The organism is Pseudomonas sp. C8002 (assembly GCF_013385765.1).
Lineage (GTDB): Bacteria > Pseudomonadota > Gammaproteobacteria > Pseudomonadales > Pseudomonadaceae > Aquipseudomonas.
Genome location: NZ_JACAPJ010000006.1, coordinates 45,258 through 60,041, shown reverse-complemented (window position 1 = coordinate 60,041; position 14,784 = coordinate 45,258). Strand labels below are relative to the sequence as shown.

The window sequence follows — 14,784 nt, the reverse complement described above, 5'->3', positions numbered from 1 at the left end:
AAAAACGAATTTATTCCAACTGATATAAAACTGGAGTGACTTGATGTCCGCAGCACCTCCCTCTCCTCAGGTCATTCCTGAAACCACCGTCAACGGCCAACGTGGCAAAGCCCGACGGATTCTACTGTCACTCGCCGGCGTGGCGCTGTTGGCCGGGCTGGCGTGGGGCGCCTGGTGGTGGCTCACCGGGCGCTTTATCGAGACCACCGACGACGCCTATCTGCAAGCCGACAGCATCAGCGTGGCGCCGAAAATCAACGGCTACGTCGCCGAGGTGCTGGTGGCCGACAACCAGAACGTGAAGCGTGGCGACGTGCTGGTGCGCCTGGATGCGCGCAAATACCAGGCAGTGAGTGACGAAGCCTCGGCGACGATTGCGGCCCGCGAGGCCGACTTTGCCAAGGCCCAGGCCGACCTCGTGCAACAGGACTCGACCATCGCCGAAGCCCGCGCCCAACTACAAGGCGCCCAGGCCGACGCCCAGCACGCGCAAACCGAAGTCGCACGTTATGCGCCGCTGGCGCGTTCCGGGGCCGAGCCGGAAGAACGCCTGGCGCAGCTCAACAACCAGCTCGCCCAGGCCCGCAGCACCGTGGCCGCCAAGCAGGCCGCGTTGCGCTCCAGCCAGACCCGCTACGGCACCCTCGAAGCCCAGCTCAAGCAAGCCCAGGCGCAACTCGGCGTGGCCAAGGCCAGCGAAGCCCAGAGCCAGCTGGATGTGGACGACGCGGTGATTCGCAGCCCGCTCGATGGCCGCGTCGCTGATCGCGGTGTACGCGTCGGCCAATACGTGCAGCCGGGCACACGCTTGTTGACCGTGGTGCCGGTGAGCGCGATCTACCTGACCGCCAACTACAAGGAAACCCAGATCGGCGAGATGCGCGCCGGGCAGACCGTCACCGTGCATGTGGACGCACTGCCAGGCCATGATATTCAGGGCCATATCGACAGCCTGTCCCCCGGCACCGGCGCACAGTTCGCGTTGCTGCCGCCGTCCAACGCCACCGGCAACTTCACCAAGATCGTGCAGCGCGTGCCGGTGCGGATTTCCCTGGATGTACCGGATGACGACGTGCGCCAGGCACTGGTGCCCGGCTTGTCCGCCACCGTGGAAGTCGACACCCGCACCCACAAGGCAGACGCCAACCATGGCTGAAGCCATCTTGACCGAAGTGCCCGCGGACAAACCGCGCAACGCTTCGCTGACCGACTGGATCGCAGTCGCCGCCGGCTCGCTGGGCGCCTTGCTGGCGACCCTGGACATCTCGATCACCAACTCGGCGCTGCCGCAGATCCAGGGCCAGATCGGCGCGACCGGTACCGAGGGCACGTGGATCGCCACCGGTTACCTGATGTCGGAAATCGTCATGATTCCCCTCGCCGCCTGGCTGACCCGGGTATTCGGCCTGCGCCGGTTCCTGATCGGCACCGCGTTGATGTTCACGTTTTTCTCGATGTTCTGCGGGCTCTCCTCAAGCCTCGGCGCGATGATCGCCGGGCGTATCGGCCAGGGTTTTGCCGGCGGCGCGATGATCCCGACCGCGCAGACCATCGTGCGCACCCGCCTGCCTGCCCATCAGTTGGCAATCGGCACCACGATGTTCGGCATGACGGTGATCCTCGGTCCGCTGCTGGGCCCGGTGATTGGCGGCTGGCTCACGGAAAATATCAACTGGCGCTGGTGCTTCTTCATCAACCTGCCCGTCAGCATCACCTTGATCACCTTGCTGATCACCGGCCTGCCCAGCGACCGCATGAACCTCCAGCAATTCATCAAGGCCGACTGGCTGGGCATCATTGGCCTGGCCATGGGCCTGAGTTCACTCACCGTGGTGCTGGAAGAAGGCCAGCGCGAACACTGGTTCGATTCGCAGTTGATCATCTGGTTGAGCATCACGATGGTGATCGGCTTCTTCCTGATTGCCGTCGGGCAAGTCCGCTCGAGTACGCCGATCCTGCGCCTGCAACTGGTGCTCAACCGCAGCTTCGGCAGCGTGCTGCTGATCGCCACGGCGGTCGGCGCCGGGCTCTATGGCACGGCGTACCTGGTGCCGCAGTTCCTCGGCATCCTGTCGGGCTATAACGCGCAACAGTCGGGTTCGATCATGTTGCTGTCGGGGATTCCGGCGTTCCTGCTGATGCCGATCCTGCCGCGAATGCTTGGCCGCCTGGACCTGCGGATGATGGTCGGCGTGGGTTTGTTGATGTACTGGGCCAGCTGTTTTCTCGACACCCAGCTCACCGCCCAGAGTGTCGGCCATGATTTCTACTGGTCGCAGATCCTGCGGGGCTTTGGGCAGATCCTGGTGATGATGCCCCTCAGCCAACTGTCGATGCGCTCGGTGGAAACCCGCGATGCGGGTGACGCGGCCGGGCTCTACAACATGTCACGCAACCTCGGCGGCACCTTGGGGCTGGCGCTGCTCGGCGTACTGATGGACCGGCGCAGCCACTTCCACGACGACATGTTGCGCGAAGGCATCCAGGCCAACACCCAGTTGACCCAGGATCAAATGGCGAGCGATACCGCCAGCTACCTGGCGCAAACCGGCGACCCGTCCACCGCCTCGCTGCAGGCCCTCAGTCATCTGGCCAACGACATCGCCCAACAAGCGGCGGTGATGGCCTACAACGACGCGTTCTACGTGCTGGGACTCGCCATGCTGGCGTGCCTTCCCCTGATCTTCATCCTGAAAAAGCGCGCGGCGCAGGCAGGCCAACGAACATGATTTATCGCTCACTTCCCTTGCTCTTCACCGTCGGCCTGCTGACGGCGTGTACCGTGGGGCCGGACTACCAGGGCGCGCCGGATGCCGCGCCAAAGACCCTCGCGGCCGGGCGCTTGCCCCACGCCGACATAGGCCTGCCGCGCACACCCGCGGTCGCCCAGTGGTGGCAAGCCCTGGGCGATCCGCAGCTCAACCAATTGGTGGCCCAGGCCCTGCAAAACAGTCCGGACATGGCGACCGCCCAGGCGCGCCTCAAGCAATCGCGAGCCAGCCTGAGTGGCGCCAACGCCAACGCCCTGCCCAAGATCACCGGCGATGCAGCGATGCTGAAGCTGCGCTCCCCCGACACCTCGGCGCTGGGTGGCAGCAGTGGCGGTGGTCGCGGGCCATTGAGCCTTTACCTCGCCGGCTTTGATGCCAGTTGGGAGGCCGACCTGTTCGGCGGCACCCGGCGTGCAATCGAGGCGGCCCAGGCGGAAAACGACGCCTCGCAGGCGCAACTGGCCGATGCCCAGGTGCAACTGGCAGCCGAGGTGGTGCAGACCTATGCCGACGTGCGTGACCAGCAGGCGCGACTGGCACTGGTGGACGCCAGTGTCGAGATTGAGGAACAGGCGCTGGACCTGACCCAGCAGCGACGCAGCCGTGGCGTGGCCTCGCAGTTACAGCTGGAGCAGGTCCTGACACAGGCCGAAAACACCCGGGCCCAACGCCTGCCGCTGCAAGCGTCAATCGTCGAGGCGATTGACCAGTTGAACCTGCTCTGCGGCCTGGAACCGGGCGAGCTGGACGCGAGCCTCAACACTCCCCGCGCCCTGCCCGCTATCCCTAGCCAGGTGCCATTTGCCGACCCGGCGGCGATCCTGAAAGCACGCCCGGATATCCGGGTGGCCGAGCGCCAACTGGCTTCCAGCAACGCGCAGATCGGCGAGAAAACCGCCGACTGGTTTCCCAAGCTCAGCCTGATGGGCGACTTGTCGTTCTCGGCGGCCGATCCCGGGCACCTGGCGCGCAAGGACAGCGGCACCTGGCTGCTGTTGCCGCGGCTGACCTGGAACGCATTGGATTTCGGCCGGGTGGCGGCCAGTGTCAAAGGTGCGCAAGCCGGGCGCGACGAGGCCCTGGCCCATTACAAAAGCGTGGTGTTGAGTGCGTTGCGTGATGCGGATGTGGCCCTGGCGCGGTATGGCAACCAGCGGCAGAACGTGGTGCTGCTGCGTAACGTGGAATCTTCGGCGGTACGGGCTGCGGACCTGACGCGCCAGCGTTATAAGGCAGGTACGGCGAGCACGCTGGATTGGCTGGACGCGGAACGTACGCGGTACCAGGCGCAGGAAAGCCGGATTTCCGGGGATGCGCTGTTGCTCAAGGACTTTGCGTCATTGCACAAGGCGCTGGGGTTGGGATGGACGTTGTGACAAATAACCCGAGTGACCACTGACCTGTGGCGAGGGGGCTTGTCCCCCGTTGGGCTGCGCAGCGGCCCCAAAAAAGAGGGACTGCTACGCAGTCCAACGGGGGACAAGCCCCCTCGCCACAACAAGCCCTCTCACCACAGGTACGGTGTCAGCTTTTAATTGGCCGTATTGGCCCGCGCCGCGTGCAGCTTCTTGTAGCTGTCGATCAACCGCAGGTGCCGGTCCAGCCCTTCCAGCTTCATGCTCGTCGGCGTCAAACCATAGAACCGCACACTGCCATTCACCGACCCAATCGCCGCGTCCATCCGCTCGTTGCCAAACATCCGGCGGAAATTCACTTCGTAGTCCGCCAGTTCCAGGTCTTCGTCCAGCTCCATCTCCAGCACCGCATTCACGGCCTGATAGAACAAGCCGCGCTCGACGGTGTTGTCGTTGTACTGCTGGAACATCTCCACCAGTTCCTTGGCTTCTTCAAACTGCTGCAGGGCCAGATAAATCAGCAGCTTCAGTTCCAGGATGGTCAGTTGACCCCACGCCGTATTGTCATCGAACTCGATGCCGATCAAGGTGGTGATGTCGGTGTAGTCGTCCAGCTCGCTTTCCACCAGACGCTCAACCAACCCCTTCAATTCCGCTTCGTCGAGACGATGCAGGTTCAGGATGTCCTCGCGGAAAAACAGCGCCTTGTTGGTGTTGTCCCAGATCAGGTCGTCGATCGGGTAGATCTCCGAATAGTCGGGCACCAGGATGCGGCAGGCGGTCGCGCCGATGTGCTCGTACACCGCCATGTAGACTTCCTTGCCCATGCCTTCGAGGATGCCGAACAAGGTGGCGGCTTCCTCGGCATTGGAGTTTTCACCCTGGCCGGAGAAGTCCCATTCGACGAACTCGTAATCCGACTTCGAGCTGAAGAAGCGCCACGACACCACGCCGCTGGAGTCGATGAAGTGCTCGACAAAGTTGTTCGGTTCGGTTACCGCATGGCCTTCAAACGTCGGCTGCGGCAGATCGTTCAGGCCTTCAAAGCTGCGGCCTTGCAGCAGTTCGGTGAGGCTGCGTTCCAACGCCACTTCCAGGCTTGGGTGCGCGCCGAACGAGGCGAATACGCCGCCGGTGCGTGGGTTCATCAACGTCACGCACATCACCGGGAATTCACCGCCCAGGGACGCATCCTTCACCAGTACCGGAAAGCCCTGGGCTTCCAGGCCCTGGATACCGGCCAGGATACCGGGGAATTTCGCCAGCACTTCCTGCGGTACATCCGGCAGCGCGAATTCACCTTCGATGATTTCGCGTTTTACCGCGCGTTCGAAGATTTCCGACAGGCACTGCACTTGCGCTTCAGCCAGGGTGTTACCGGCACTCATGCCGTTGCTGAGGTACAGGTTCTCGATCAGGTTGGACGGGAAATACACCACCTCGCCATCGGACTGGCGCACGAACGGCAGCGAAACAATGCCGCGTTCTTCGTTGCCGGAGTTGGTGTCATAGAGGTGTGAGCCGCGCAGCTCGCCGTCACGGTTGTAGATGTGCAGGCAATGCGCGTCGAGAATCTGCGGCGGCAGTTCGTCCTTGCGGCCCGGCTTGAACCAGCGCTCGTCCGGGTAATGCACAAACGCCGCGTTGGCGATGTCTTCACCCCAGAACTGGTCGTTGTAGAAGAAGTTACAGTTCAGCCGCTCGATAAACTCGCCCAATGCCGACGCCAATGCGCCTTCCTTGGTCGCGCCCTTGCCGTTGGTAAAGCACATCGGCGAGTGCGCATCGCGGATATGCAGCGACCACACGTTGGGCACGATATTGCGCCACGAAGCGATCTCGATCTTCATGCCCAGGCCCGCCAGAATGGCCGACATGTTGGCGATGGTTGTTTCCAGCGGCAGGTCCTTGCCCGCGATGTAGGTGCCCGCGTCGGACGCCGCGCTCGGCATCAGCAATGCCTGGGCATCGGCATCCAGGTTTTCCACTTCCTCGATCACAAACTCCGGCCCGGCCTGCACGACTTTTTTCACGGTGCAGCGGTCGATGGAACGCAGGATGCCCTGGCGGTCTTTATCGGAGATGTCCGCTGGCAATTCGACCTGGATCTTGAAGATCTGGTTGTAGCGGTTTTCCGGGTCGACAATGTTGTTCTGGGACAGGCGAATATTGTCGGTAGGGATGTTGCGGGTTTCGCAGTACAACTTCACAAAGTAAGCCGCACACAACGCCGACGACGCCAGGAAGTAATCGAACGGACCGGGGGCCGAGCCATCGCCCTTGTAGCGAATAGGCTGGTCGGCCACCACGGTGAAGTCGTCGAACTTGGCTTCAAGTCGAAGGTTGTCGAGAAAATTGACCTTGATTTCCATGCGGGATTACCAGAATAGCGAGCAAATTATGGCCGCCATTATCCGGGTTTCGAGGCGTAAGTCTTGTGCTTTCGGGCCTGGCCGATCGTTGGCGATGGGTATCAGCCGTGTTGAAAGTGCGCAATCTGCTGCCACATCGCGATCGGGTTGGAGTACATCGGGAAGTGCCCGCACCGGGCAATCGGCGCCAACCGCACGCCTTGCGCCTGGATATGCGCCAGGTACGACAAATGGGCATTCTGCTCGCCGTACATGAACATGCGCGGGCATTCCAGGCCGAGGAACTTGCCCATCAAGTCGGCGTTATCCGACAGTTCGACCATCGACTGGAAGATCCCCCGCACCGCCCCGGCACGCACCTTGTGCCGCAGGCTCGCCGAATACAGCGCGCTGGCGTAGGCCGGTGCCTGCCGGGTGCGCTCGATAAAGGCGCTGAAAAACGCCTCGGGATCGTCCGCCGGGTAGTCGACGATCTGCCGGCTGAGAAAGCAGTCTTCCGGGGCGATATTGCCTTCGATATCGACAAAGCTCAGCACCCGGCCCGGCAACCGGTGCGCTAACATCAGCGCGGTAAGCCCGCCCATGGAGTGGCCTACCAGATGGAAGCGCTCGAAGTTGAAATGCTCCAGCACCTGCAAGGCGGTTTGCAGCAGGAACGGGATGGAGATCTTCGACAGGTCATCGCAATGGCTCTCACCGCAACCCGGGGCGTCATAAGCCAAAAATGGATGACCGTCGAAGGCAGGTTGCTGGACGATGTCGGCGTAATCTTCCTTGGTCGAGCCAAAGCCATGCAGGAACACGATTGGCGCCAGGGTACCCGCGCGGTGGATCGCGGCGATGTTCAACGGTACATCGTCGACGACGATGGGGAGTTGTGTGTGGGTGAATGGCATGGTGAAGACTCCCTGAAAAACCGATTGGCGGCTCAAAAGCCGTTAACTTCAACGGTATTCAGGTTTCTGTAAATTCCTGATTCGGGAAGGTATTCATAGGCTGATCGTATGAGTCGTTCCATAACGCCCTACCCCGCACTCAATCCCCACAATACGTCCAACACATGTTGCGTAGGCCGCTCAACCTCCCCGGCGCGATGGGCGATCCCCAGTTGCCGCCACAGCAACGGTTGCAACGGCCGCATCGCAATCCGGGTGTCGTGAAAGGGCGTGGACGCTTCATGGGGCAACAACGTGGCCCCGTAACCGGCGGCCACCAGGCTTTTGATTGCGTCGTTGTAATTCAGCTGAATACGCGCCGTCGGCTGGTAGCCGTCATTGGCAAACCACTCCGAGGTCAGGCGCGAAAGCCGGGTGGTGCCGTCATTCAGTATCAATGGTTGTGCGGCCAGCCAGGCGGGGGTCACCACTTCCGGGCATTCCCGGCGCGCCGGCAAAAACGCCATGACCGGGTCGCGCCGCCAGGGCTCGATCCGCAAGCCCTTCACCGGTGCCTGGGGCAGCGCCACCAGGCCGATCTCCAGGGCGCCCTCGGCCAGCTTCTTCAATGTGTCCTGCGACGTGAGCACCGCCACCTGCACATCAATGGCGGGATGATGTTGGCTCAAGGTTTCCAGGGCTTGCGGCAGCAACTGTGCGATGGCTCCGGTTGAGGCTCCCAGACGCACCCGCCCCGCCAGCCCCTGCACCTGTCGCTCCACGTCTTCAAGCGCCTGCTCGGCATCCGCCAACAAGCGGCGCGCGCGCTCCACCAGGGTTTCGCCAATCGCTGAAGGCTGCACCCGCCCACGGGTACGCGATAGCAGCTTGCCGCCCACTCGCGCCTCCAGGTCGGCGATATGCAGGCTGACGGTGGGTGGCGCCAGGTTGAGCATGCGGGCGGCCTCGGCGAACGAACCGAGGTCGGCAATCGCCACCAACGTACGCAGGCGGTCCAGGCTGATTTCGCGCATGGGTCAATCCTCGTTCATAAAATCTGAACTTCATCGTTTGGAAATTCAACTTTTCCTATCCTAGCGGCTGGCCGAAGATTGGAACACCTGATTTCCTATCCGAGTGCATCCCATGGCAAATCCTCTTGTATTCATCGACGGCGACCAAGGCACCACCGGGCTGCAGATCCATCAACGCCTGCGCGACCGCACCGATCTGCAACTGATCACCCTCAGCCCTGAACACCGCAAGGATCCGCAGCAGCGCGCCGAGATGATCAACGCCTGCGACATCGCGATTCTCTGCCTGCCCGACGACGCCGCACGGGACGCCGTCGCCAGCATCCACAATCCGGCCGTGCGGGTGATCGACGCGAGTTCGGCACACCGCACTCATCCCGACTGGACCTACGGTTTCGCCGAGATGAACCCGCAACAGGCGCAACGCATTGCCACGGCGCAGCGGGTGAGCAATCCCGGTTGCTATCCCACCGGCGCGATTGGTCTGTTGCGCCCGTTGCTTGAGGCCGGGCTGCTGCCCGGGGACTACCCGACGACCATTCATGCCGTCTCGGGCTATTCCGGCAAGGGCCGCGCCGGGGTGCAGGACCATGAGGGCGCCGACGCCTCACAGGCGCCCGCGTTCCTGGTGTATGGGCTGGGACTGGCACACAAGCATGTGCCGGAGATTCAGCAGCAAAGCGGGCTGACGCAGCCGCCGCTGTTCGTGCCGGCCTACGGGACTTTTCGCCAGGGGATCGTATTGACCATCCCCCTGCAACTTCGGTTATTGGCGCCGGGTGTGAATGGCTCGCGGTTGCATGACTGTTTGACTCAGCACTACCGCGATACGAATCACGTCCAGGTGCTGTCGATGCAGGCCGCCAAGGAGCTGACCTACCTTGACCCTCAAGCGCTGAACGGCACGGACGATGTGCGCCTGATCGTGTGTGAAAACCACGAGACGGGCCAGGTCCTGCTGGCGGCGATATTCGACAACCTCGGCAAGGGCGCCGCAGGTGCCGCCGTGCAGAACCTGGATTTGATGATCAAGCCGAGACCGTAGCGATAAAGGCGCGCAGGTCCGCCAGCATCAACGCCGGCTGCTCCCAGGCCGCGAAGTGACCACCGGCGGGCATCTCGCTCCAGTGCACGATGTTGAAGGTCTTTTCGGCAAATGAGCGCGGCGGCGGCACGAACACCGGATCACGAAAGGCGGCAAATCCGGTCGGCACCTGGATGCGGGTGCCGACCGGGAATTTTGACGATCCCTCAAGGCGCTTGCCGTGATACATCCACGTCGCGGTGACCATGGAAGATGGCGCGAGATACAACATGATGTTGGTCAGCAGTTGCTCCTCGGTAAAGGTGCCCCAGAGATCCGGGCTGCCATCGGCGGTAGTGGGCAGATCGGCCCATGTGCCGATTTTTTCGAGGATCCATCCCGCGGCCCCCACAGGGCTGTCGGCCAGCGCGACACCCAGGGTCTGCGGGCGGGTTTCCTGCTGGTGGTTGTAGCCGGTTTCCCAGTCGATCAGCACGTCACGCCGGGCGACGAAAGCCTCCTCCTCCGGCGTGGTCGCAACGGTGCCCTGGGCCAGCAGGTCGGCCATGTTCAGGTGAATCCCCAGTAACGCCTCGGGCCGATCGTGGGCCATCCAACCGGCGATGCCCGAACCCCAGTCACCGCCCTGAACGATGAAGCGGGTTGGCCCGAACAGCCGGGCCATCAGCCCATGCATGAGTTCGCCCGCCCGACGTGGGCCAATCACTCCGGTGATCGGCCTGGAGAATGCAAACCCCGGAAGCGACGGCACGATCACATCGTGTCCGTCAGCCGCCAGCGGTTCCAGCAGCGCCTCGAATTCCAGGTACGAACCTGGCCAGCCATGGAGCAGCAGGATCGGCGGCCTGGAACCGTCGCCCCGCACATGGACGAAGTGCAGGTGCTCGCCCTCAATCTCGGTGATGAAGTTGGGCAGTTGGTTGAGGTGTTTTTCGACCCGGCGCCAATCATAGGATTCCAGCCAGTAAGCGACCAGGCGCTGAAGGTCGCGCACGCCAACGCCCGACTTCCACCCTCCCAAATCGGGAAGCCGGGTCCAATCGTAGGCGGCGACTTTGTCGCGGATGGCCACAAGACGTTCGTCGGGGACATTGATGGTGTAGGGCAAGATCATGGGATTCTCCTGGTGAGTTTCCGTATTACATTGCTTTACGCAATACTGAACCCGACAAAAACCGATGTGAACCCCATTACGCCGCTCAAGGCCTTTGCGAAAAACGCACAAGTGAGTTTCCCGTGGACATAACGGACGAACTGGAAATCTTTACCCTCGTGGCCGAGACCGCGAGTTTCTCGGCGGCCGCGCGTCGCTTGAACCTTGCGCCCTCCTCCATCGCGCGGGTGCTGGACCGCATGGAGGCCCGGCTGGGCGTACGCCTGTTGCTGCGAACCACGCGCTCACTGACCGTGACCCCGGAGGGTGCCGCCTACCTGTCGTGCGCCCGGCGGATCCTCACGGACCTGCGGGAAACCGAACAGCAGATTACCGACCAGAGTTCACCCCGCGGGCGCCTGCGGGTCAGCAGTTCGCTGCTGTATGGCAGGACCTTCGTGATCCCGTTGTTGGGCGAGTTCATTCAGCGTTACCCGGACATCCTGGTGGACATCAACCTGACCGACACCGTGGTCGACATCGCCGCCGGGCAAGCCGACGTCGCAGTGCGATTGGGCCCGCTGCCCGACAGCAGCCTGACGTCCCGCCGGCTGGGCGCCACCCACAAGGTCATCATTGCTGCGCCGAGCTATCTGGCACGACGCGGCACGCCGCAGGTGCCGGAAGACCTGCTGGATCACGACTGCATCGGTTTCAACTTCAAGCGTGCGGCGCCCACCTGGCCGTTTCGCAAGGATGGCCACGACTATTCACTGACGATCAAGGGCCATGTCGAAACCAATAACGGTGACACCCAGGGCCAATTGGCGGCCGAGGGCATCGGCATCGCGCGGGTCTGCGCCGAGACCGTGGCGGACGCCATTCAGGCGGGTCGGCTGGTGCCGCTGCTGGAGGCATTCAATCCAGGCGATGGCGAAGAGATCCATGCCGTGTTCCTCGGCGGTACCCACACGCCGGCGCGGGTCCGGTGTTTTGTCGACTACCTGGTTGAGCGGTTCCAGTAGGCGCGAAATTGCATGATTACTCGGCAACGAGTTCGACGTAGCTCGACTCCCCGCCTCCCGTCGCGCCCGACAACCAGCCCCAGACGAAGGCCAGGGTGGTACGCCCGGCGTCATCCACGCCTAGCGTGCCCCGGGACCAGCCGGCAAGAATCTCGCCCTCGGTGGTCAGGCACTGGTACAGCAACTCGATGGTATCGGGGCCTGTGGCGCGCCCGACTTGATTGCCCATGCGAATCCGGCCGCCCTGGTAGGTGCCCCATATGGCGTTTTCATCGACGTGGTAATGAAACACGGTGCCTGTACCGGACACACCATGGGTGTTGCCCGCGACGATAAACCGGCGGTTGTCCAGGCGTTCGCTGATTTGGCAAAAGGCATTTGGCATTGACAGGCGCTTCCTTGGTCGAGAGGGTCCATTCCGGGGCGCCCAACCTACCTCATATGGCTTTTGTCGGTCATGTAAAACCTGCACAATTGTGGGCTTTCCCGCGACAGGACGTCCCTTCATGCAACGCATCGTGATTCTCGGTAATGCGGGCAGCGGAAAATCCACCCTCGCCCGCGCCCTCGGACAACGCCTGGGCCTGCCCGTGGTGCACCTGGACACCCTGTTCTGGTCGCCCGGCTGGGTCGAGCCCGACGCCGAGCAGTTCCGTACCCGCGTGCGCGACGCCGTTGCCGCCGATGGCTGGGTGTGTGAAGGCAACTATGCGCGGCGCACGTTCGACCTGCGCCTGCCCCGTGCCGATTTGATCATCTGGCTCGACACGCCACGGCTCACCTGCTTTACCCGGGTGATCCTGCGCAGTGCGCTGAACCGCCCGCGCCCGGATATTCCCGCCGGCTGTACCGAGAAACTCGACCGGGAGTTCCTGACATTCCTGAAGTACGTGTGGACGTTTGATCGCGGCCACCGGCCAGGTATCGAGGCGGTGCGGTTGGCGGCAGGCCCGTCGGTGCCCGTGGTGCACCTGCGCGGTGGCCGGCAGATCGCCGAGTTTTTCGAGCGCTTGCCCGCAGCATCTGAAGGCTGCCTTGAATAAATGGAGCAGGAGCGTTGGCCGCGATAGTGGGTCGTCTTGCCAGTGAAGAAATCAATGATGGCAAGACTTCCACCGCTTTCGCGCCATGCCGTCCTACAGGTTTTTTCAACTGTAGGATCTTGTTGGTAGCCGCTCCCTCGTGCGACCTGTAGAAGCCCCTATCTGGATCTCAAGTACCGATAGAGCGTCTGCCGACTGATTTCAAAATCACGCGCCAACTTGGATTTACTTTCTCCAGCAGCGGCCCGGTCAATCAAGTTTACAACCTGATTGTCAGACAGTTTTTTCTTGCGACCTCTATAAGTCCCACGATTCTTTGCACTGGCAATTCCCGCCGCCTGTCTTTCCCTCATCGCAGCGCGCTCGAACTCTGCAATCAGCTCCATTACCGCAATGATCGACTCCACGACTTCAAGACAGTCATGCCGGAAAACCAGGTTTTCGTTCAAACACTCCAACGTGACCTGCTTTTCAATCAACCGGCGAATGATGGCGCACAGCTGCTCCGTGCTTGAAGTCAGCGCTGCCATGCTGTCCACCACCACGGTATCCCCGCACTGCAGGTAGCGGAGTAGCCTTTCCAGGCCTGCAGGATTCGCGGCATTTTCTGCCGGCTCATCGCAAAACACGGCATCAAATACATCGTCGCTTGTTATTTTCTCTGCGCCACCCTCGGGCTCTTTTAGAGCGCGCCGGACATATTTGATGCGATGCAATCTCATGGTGCCTCCTTGGCAATACTTGTACAGCGTCATTTTATACTTGTACAAACTGTAACTAAATCATCAATTCCTTACACCGCACTTGTAACACTGAACCCACCCAAAATACACAGTTGCAAAGAGTTGAACTTCCCTTATCATTTTGAAGCATGGAATTCTAACAAGCTTTTCGCAAAAAAGTCGATTTCGTATTCCTTGAATGCCCCGTGCAATTCAAGCAACCCATATGAGTATCTACTGTTTTACAGCTCAAATAATTGACATGACCGGCTTGACGCGGCTGTTAATTTCTCGATGCAATCAGAGGATGAATGGATGAAAGTCTTGGAAGGCGCCATCGAAATTGATCGCCCAACTACCGATCAGGAAAAGATTGATAAGGTAACCCGCAGTATTACCGATCATGGGAACTACCTGCGAAAGCGTTATCCGATCCTGCAGCACCAGGATGCTCTGGGCGCGAGTGTCATGGCGTTTTCCCTGATAGGGATGGTCATTACGGGAGGGCTCTATCTAAAGGGTTTTATCCCCGCATGGATGTGTATTCTGGTCAATGCGCTGCTGACTTCGTTCATTCATGAAATCGAACATGACCTGATTCATCGCCTTTATTTTAGAAAACAGCCGCTGGCCCATAATGCCATGATGCTCTTCTGCTGGCTGGCACGCCCGGGTATGCCCAGCCCGTGGCTAAGACGCAGTCTGCACTTTCATCACCATAAGGAGTCCGGAACTGATTCTGATGTTGAAGCCTGGATCACCACGAGCGGCAGTCCTTGGGGAATACTGCGATTACTGAAACTGGTGGACGGATTTGTATTTGGTTTTCTAAATGCGGTGTTTGCCCCGGGATGGCGGCAAAAGGTAAAATTGTTAGGCAAGATCATTCGGCTCAATACACCATTCGGGCTTCTGTATTGGGGGTGCTGGTATGTGTTCCTCGGCTACCACCTGTATGTCTGGCTTGGGTCAATTACCGGGATAGAGGTTCACAGCTCTGCTACGACGCTGGAACTAATGGATATCGTCAATAGTGCAGTGGTTATTCTTATAGCGCCCAATATGATACGGCAGCTCTGCCTGTTCTTTATAAGTTCAAATATGCACTATTACGGCGATGTTGCCCCGCGTAACGCATTACAACAAACCCAGGTGATGAACCCTTGGTGGCTGTGGCCGTTCCAGTTGTTCTGTTTTAACTTTGGCAGCACTCACAGCATCCATCACTTCGTGGTGAGAGACCCGTTTTATCTGCGTCAGATGACGGCACCTTATGCTCATAAAGTCATGGCCCAGGCCGGTGTCAGGTTCAATGACTTCGGCACCTACAAACGAGCCAATCGCTTTTCCATGGAGCACTCCCAAACTCGGTCTCGTGGGTGAATTCCTCCACAACCATTATCGGTGTTCGGCAAGTATCAAGGGCCACACTTCAAATACGAGGACGTT

13 protein-coding genes are annotated in these 14,784 nt (G+C 60.8%); 7 read left to right on the top strand and 6 right to left on the bottom strand.

What is annotated here, in order from left to right; genetic code table 11:
• The first annotated feature begins 43 nt into the window (after window positions 1–43).
• Genes HX814_RS10685 through HX814_RS10675 form a run of 3 tightly spaced genes read left to right on the top strand, consistent with a single transcriptional unit; the run spans window position 44 to window position 4,147 of the window.
• Window positions 44–1,156, top strand: a complete 1,113-nt coding sequence (locus HX814_RS10685) for an HlyD family secretion protein (protein WP_008436342.1) — start codon at window positions 44–46, stop codon at window positions 1,154–1,156.
• Window positions 1,149–2,729, top strand: coding sequence for a DHA2 family efflux MFS transporter permease subunit (locus HX814_RS10680; protein WP_003215162.1), 1,581 nt, complete (start codon window positions 1,149–1,151; stop codon window positions 2,727–2,729). Before HX814_RS10685 ends, HX814_RS10680 begins: the two co-directional genes overlap by 8 nt.
• Window positions 2,726–4,147 (top strand): efflux transporter outer membrane subunit, encoded by a 1,422-nt coding sequence (locus HX814_RS10675; RefSeq protein WP_008436338.1) that lies wholly within the window; start codon window positions 2,726–2,728, stop codon window positions 4,145–4,147. The genes HX814_RS10680 and HX814_RS10675 overlap by 4 nt, the downstream gene beginning before the upstream one ends.
• A 155-nt stretch (window positions 4,148–4,302) precedes the next feature.
• Here the strand turns inward: HX814_RS10675 and HX814_RS10670 are convergent, their stop codons facing one another.
• From HX814_RS10670 to HX814_RS10660, 3 genes are all read right to left on the bottom strand, one after another.
• Window positions 4,303–6,498 carry an OsmC domain/YcaO domain-containing protein gene (locus HX814_RS10670; RefSeq protein WP_177009447.1) on the bottom strand — a complete coding sequence of 732 codons (2,196 nt, stop codon included), beginning with the start codon at window positions 6,496–6,498 and terminating at the stop codon, window positions 4,303–4,305.
• Between the two features lie 101 nt (window positions 6,499–6,599).
• Window positions 6,600–7,394 (bottom strand): alpha/beta fold hydrolase, encoded by a 795-nt coding sequence (locus HX814_RS10665; RefSeq protein ID WP_177009448.1) that lies wholly within the window; start codon window positions 7,392–7,394, stop codon window positions 6,600–6,602.
• 128 nt (window positions 7,395–7,522) lie between these two features.
• Window positions 7,523–8,407 (bottom strand): LysR family transcriptional regulator, encoded by an 885-nt coding sequence (locus tag HX814_RS10660; RefSeq protein WP_177009449.1) that lies wholly within the window; start codon window positions 8,405–8,407, stop codon window positions 7,523–7,525.
• Between the two features lie 112 nt (window positions 8,408–8,519).
• Between HX814_RS10660 and argC the strand changes: the two genes are divergently transcribed.
• Window positions 8,520–9,452, top strand: a complete 933-nt coding sequence (gene argC / locus HX814_RS10655; RefSeq protein WP_177009450.1) for an N-acetyl-gamma-glutamyl-phosphate reductase — start codon at window positions 8,520–8,522, stop codon at window positions 9,450–9,452.
• Here the strand turns inward: argC and HX814_RS10650 are convergent.
• Complete coding sequence (locus HX814_RS10650) at window positions 9,436–10,566, bottom strand: epoxide hydrolase family protein (RefSeq protein ID WP_003215148.1); 1,131 nt, start codon at window positions 10,564–10,566, stop codon at window positions 9,436–9,438. The genes argC and HX814_RS10650 overlap by 17 nt on opposite strands.
• A gap of 122 nt (window positions 10,567–10,688) precedes the next feature.
• On the opposite strand from HX814_RS10650, the gene HX814_RS10645 reads away from it, so the two are divergent.
• Complete coding sequence (locus HX814_RS10645; protein ID WP_003215146.1) at window positions 10,689–11,570, top strand: LysR family transcriptional regulator; 882 nt, start codon at window positions 10,689–10,691, stop codon at window positions 11,568–11,570.
• A 16-nt stretch (window positions 11,571–11,586) separates the two neighbouring features.
• On the opposite strand, the gene HX814_RS10640 is transcribed toward HX814_RS10645, so the two are convergent.
• A complete protein-coding gene (locus HX814_RS10640; RefSeq protein WP_008436319.1) occupies window positions 11,587–11,955 on the bottom strand; it encodes a hypothetical protein in 369 nt (122 codons plus the stop codon).
• 121 nt (window positions 11,956–12,076) lie between these two features.
• Between HX814_RS10640 and HX814_RS10635 the strand changes: the two genes are divergently transcribed.
• Window positions 12,077–12,613 (top strand): AAA family ATPase, encoded by a 537-nt coding sequence (locus tag HX814_RS10635; protein ID WP_134326741.1) that lies wholly within the window; start codon window positions 12,077–12,079, stop codon window positions 12,611–12,613.
• A 158-nt stretch (window positions 12,614–12,771) separates the two neighbouring features.
• On the opposite strand, the gene HX814_RS10630 is transcribed toward HX814_RS10635, so the two are convergent.
• The gene (locus HX814_RS10630) at window positions 12,772–13,335 is read right to left on the bottom strand and encodes a recombinase family protein (RefSeq protein ID WP_177009451.1); all 564 of its coding nucleotides are present in this window, start codon (window positions 13,333–13,335) and stop codon (window positions 12,772–12,774) included.
• 315 nt (window positions 13,336–13,650) lie between these two features.
• Between HX814_RS10630 and HX814_RS10625 the strand changes: the two genes are divergently transcribed.
• Window positions 13,651–14,718 (top strand): fatty acid desaturase, encoded by a 1,068-nt coding sequence (locus tag HX814_RS10625; RefSeq protein ID WP_177009452.1) that lies wholly within the window; start codon window positions 13,651–13,653, stop codon window positions 14,716–14,718.
• Window positions 14,719–14,784: the final 66 nt, after the last annotated feature.

Coding starts and splice junctions, on each gene's coding strand:
- HX814_RS10685 (WP_008436342.1), top strand. CDS start 44: ATGTCCGCAGCACCTCCCTCTCCTCAGGTCATTCCTGAAACCACCGTC.
- HX814_RS10680 (WP_003215162.1), top strand. CDS start 1,149: ATGGCTGAAGCCATCTTGACCGAAGTGCCCGCGGACAAACCGCGCAAC.
- HX814_RS10675 (WP_008436338.1), top strand. CDS start 2,726: ATGATTTATCGCTCACTTCCCTTGCTCTTCACCGTCGGCCTGCTGACG.
- HX814_RS10670 (WP_177009447.1), bottom strand. CDS start 6,498: ATGGAAATCAAGGTCAATTTTCTCGACAACCTTCGACTTGAAGCCAAG.
- HX814_RS10665 (WP_177009448.1), bottom strand. CDS start 7,394: ATGCCATTCACCCACACACAACTCCCCATCGTCGTCGACGATGTACCG.
- HX814_RS10660 (WP_177009449.1), bottom strand. CDS start 8,407: ATGCGCGAAATCAGCCTGGACCGCCTGCGTACGTTGGTGGCGATTGCC.
- argC (WP_177009450.1), top strand. CDS start 8,520: ATGGCAAATCCTCTTGTATTCATCGACGGCGACCAAGGCACCACCGGG.
- HX814_RS10650 (WP_003215148.1), bottom strand. CDS start 10,566: ATGATCTTGCCCTACACCATCAATGTCCCCGACGAACGTCTTGTGGCC.
- HX814_RS10640 (WP_008436319.1), bottom strand. CDS start 11,955: ATGCCAAATGCCTTTTGCCAAATCAGCGAACGCCTGGACAACCGCCGG.
- HX814_RS10635 (WP_134326741.1), top strand. CDS start 12,077: ATGCAACGCATCGTGATTCTCGGTAATGCGGGCAGCGGAAAATCCACC.
- HX814_RS10630 (WP_177009451.1), bottom strand. CDS start 13,335: ATGAGATTGCATCGCATCAAATATGTCCGGCGCGCTCTAAAAGAGCCC.
- HX814_RS10625 (WP_177009452.1), top strand. CDS start 13,651: ATGAAAGTCTTGGAAGGCGCCATCGAAATTGATCGCCCAACTACCGAT.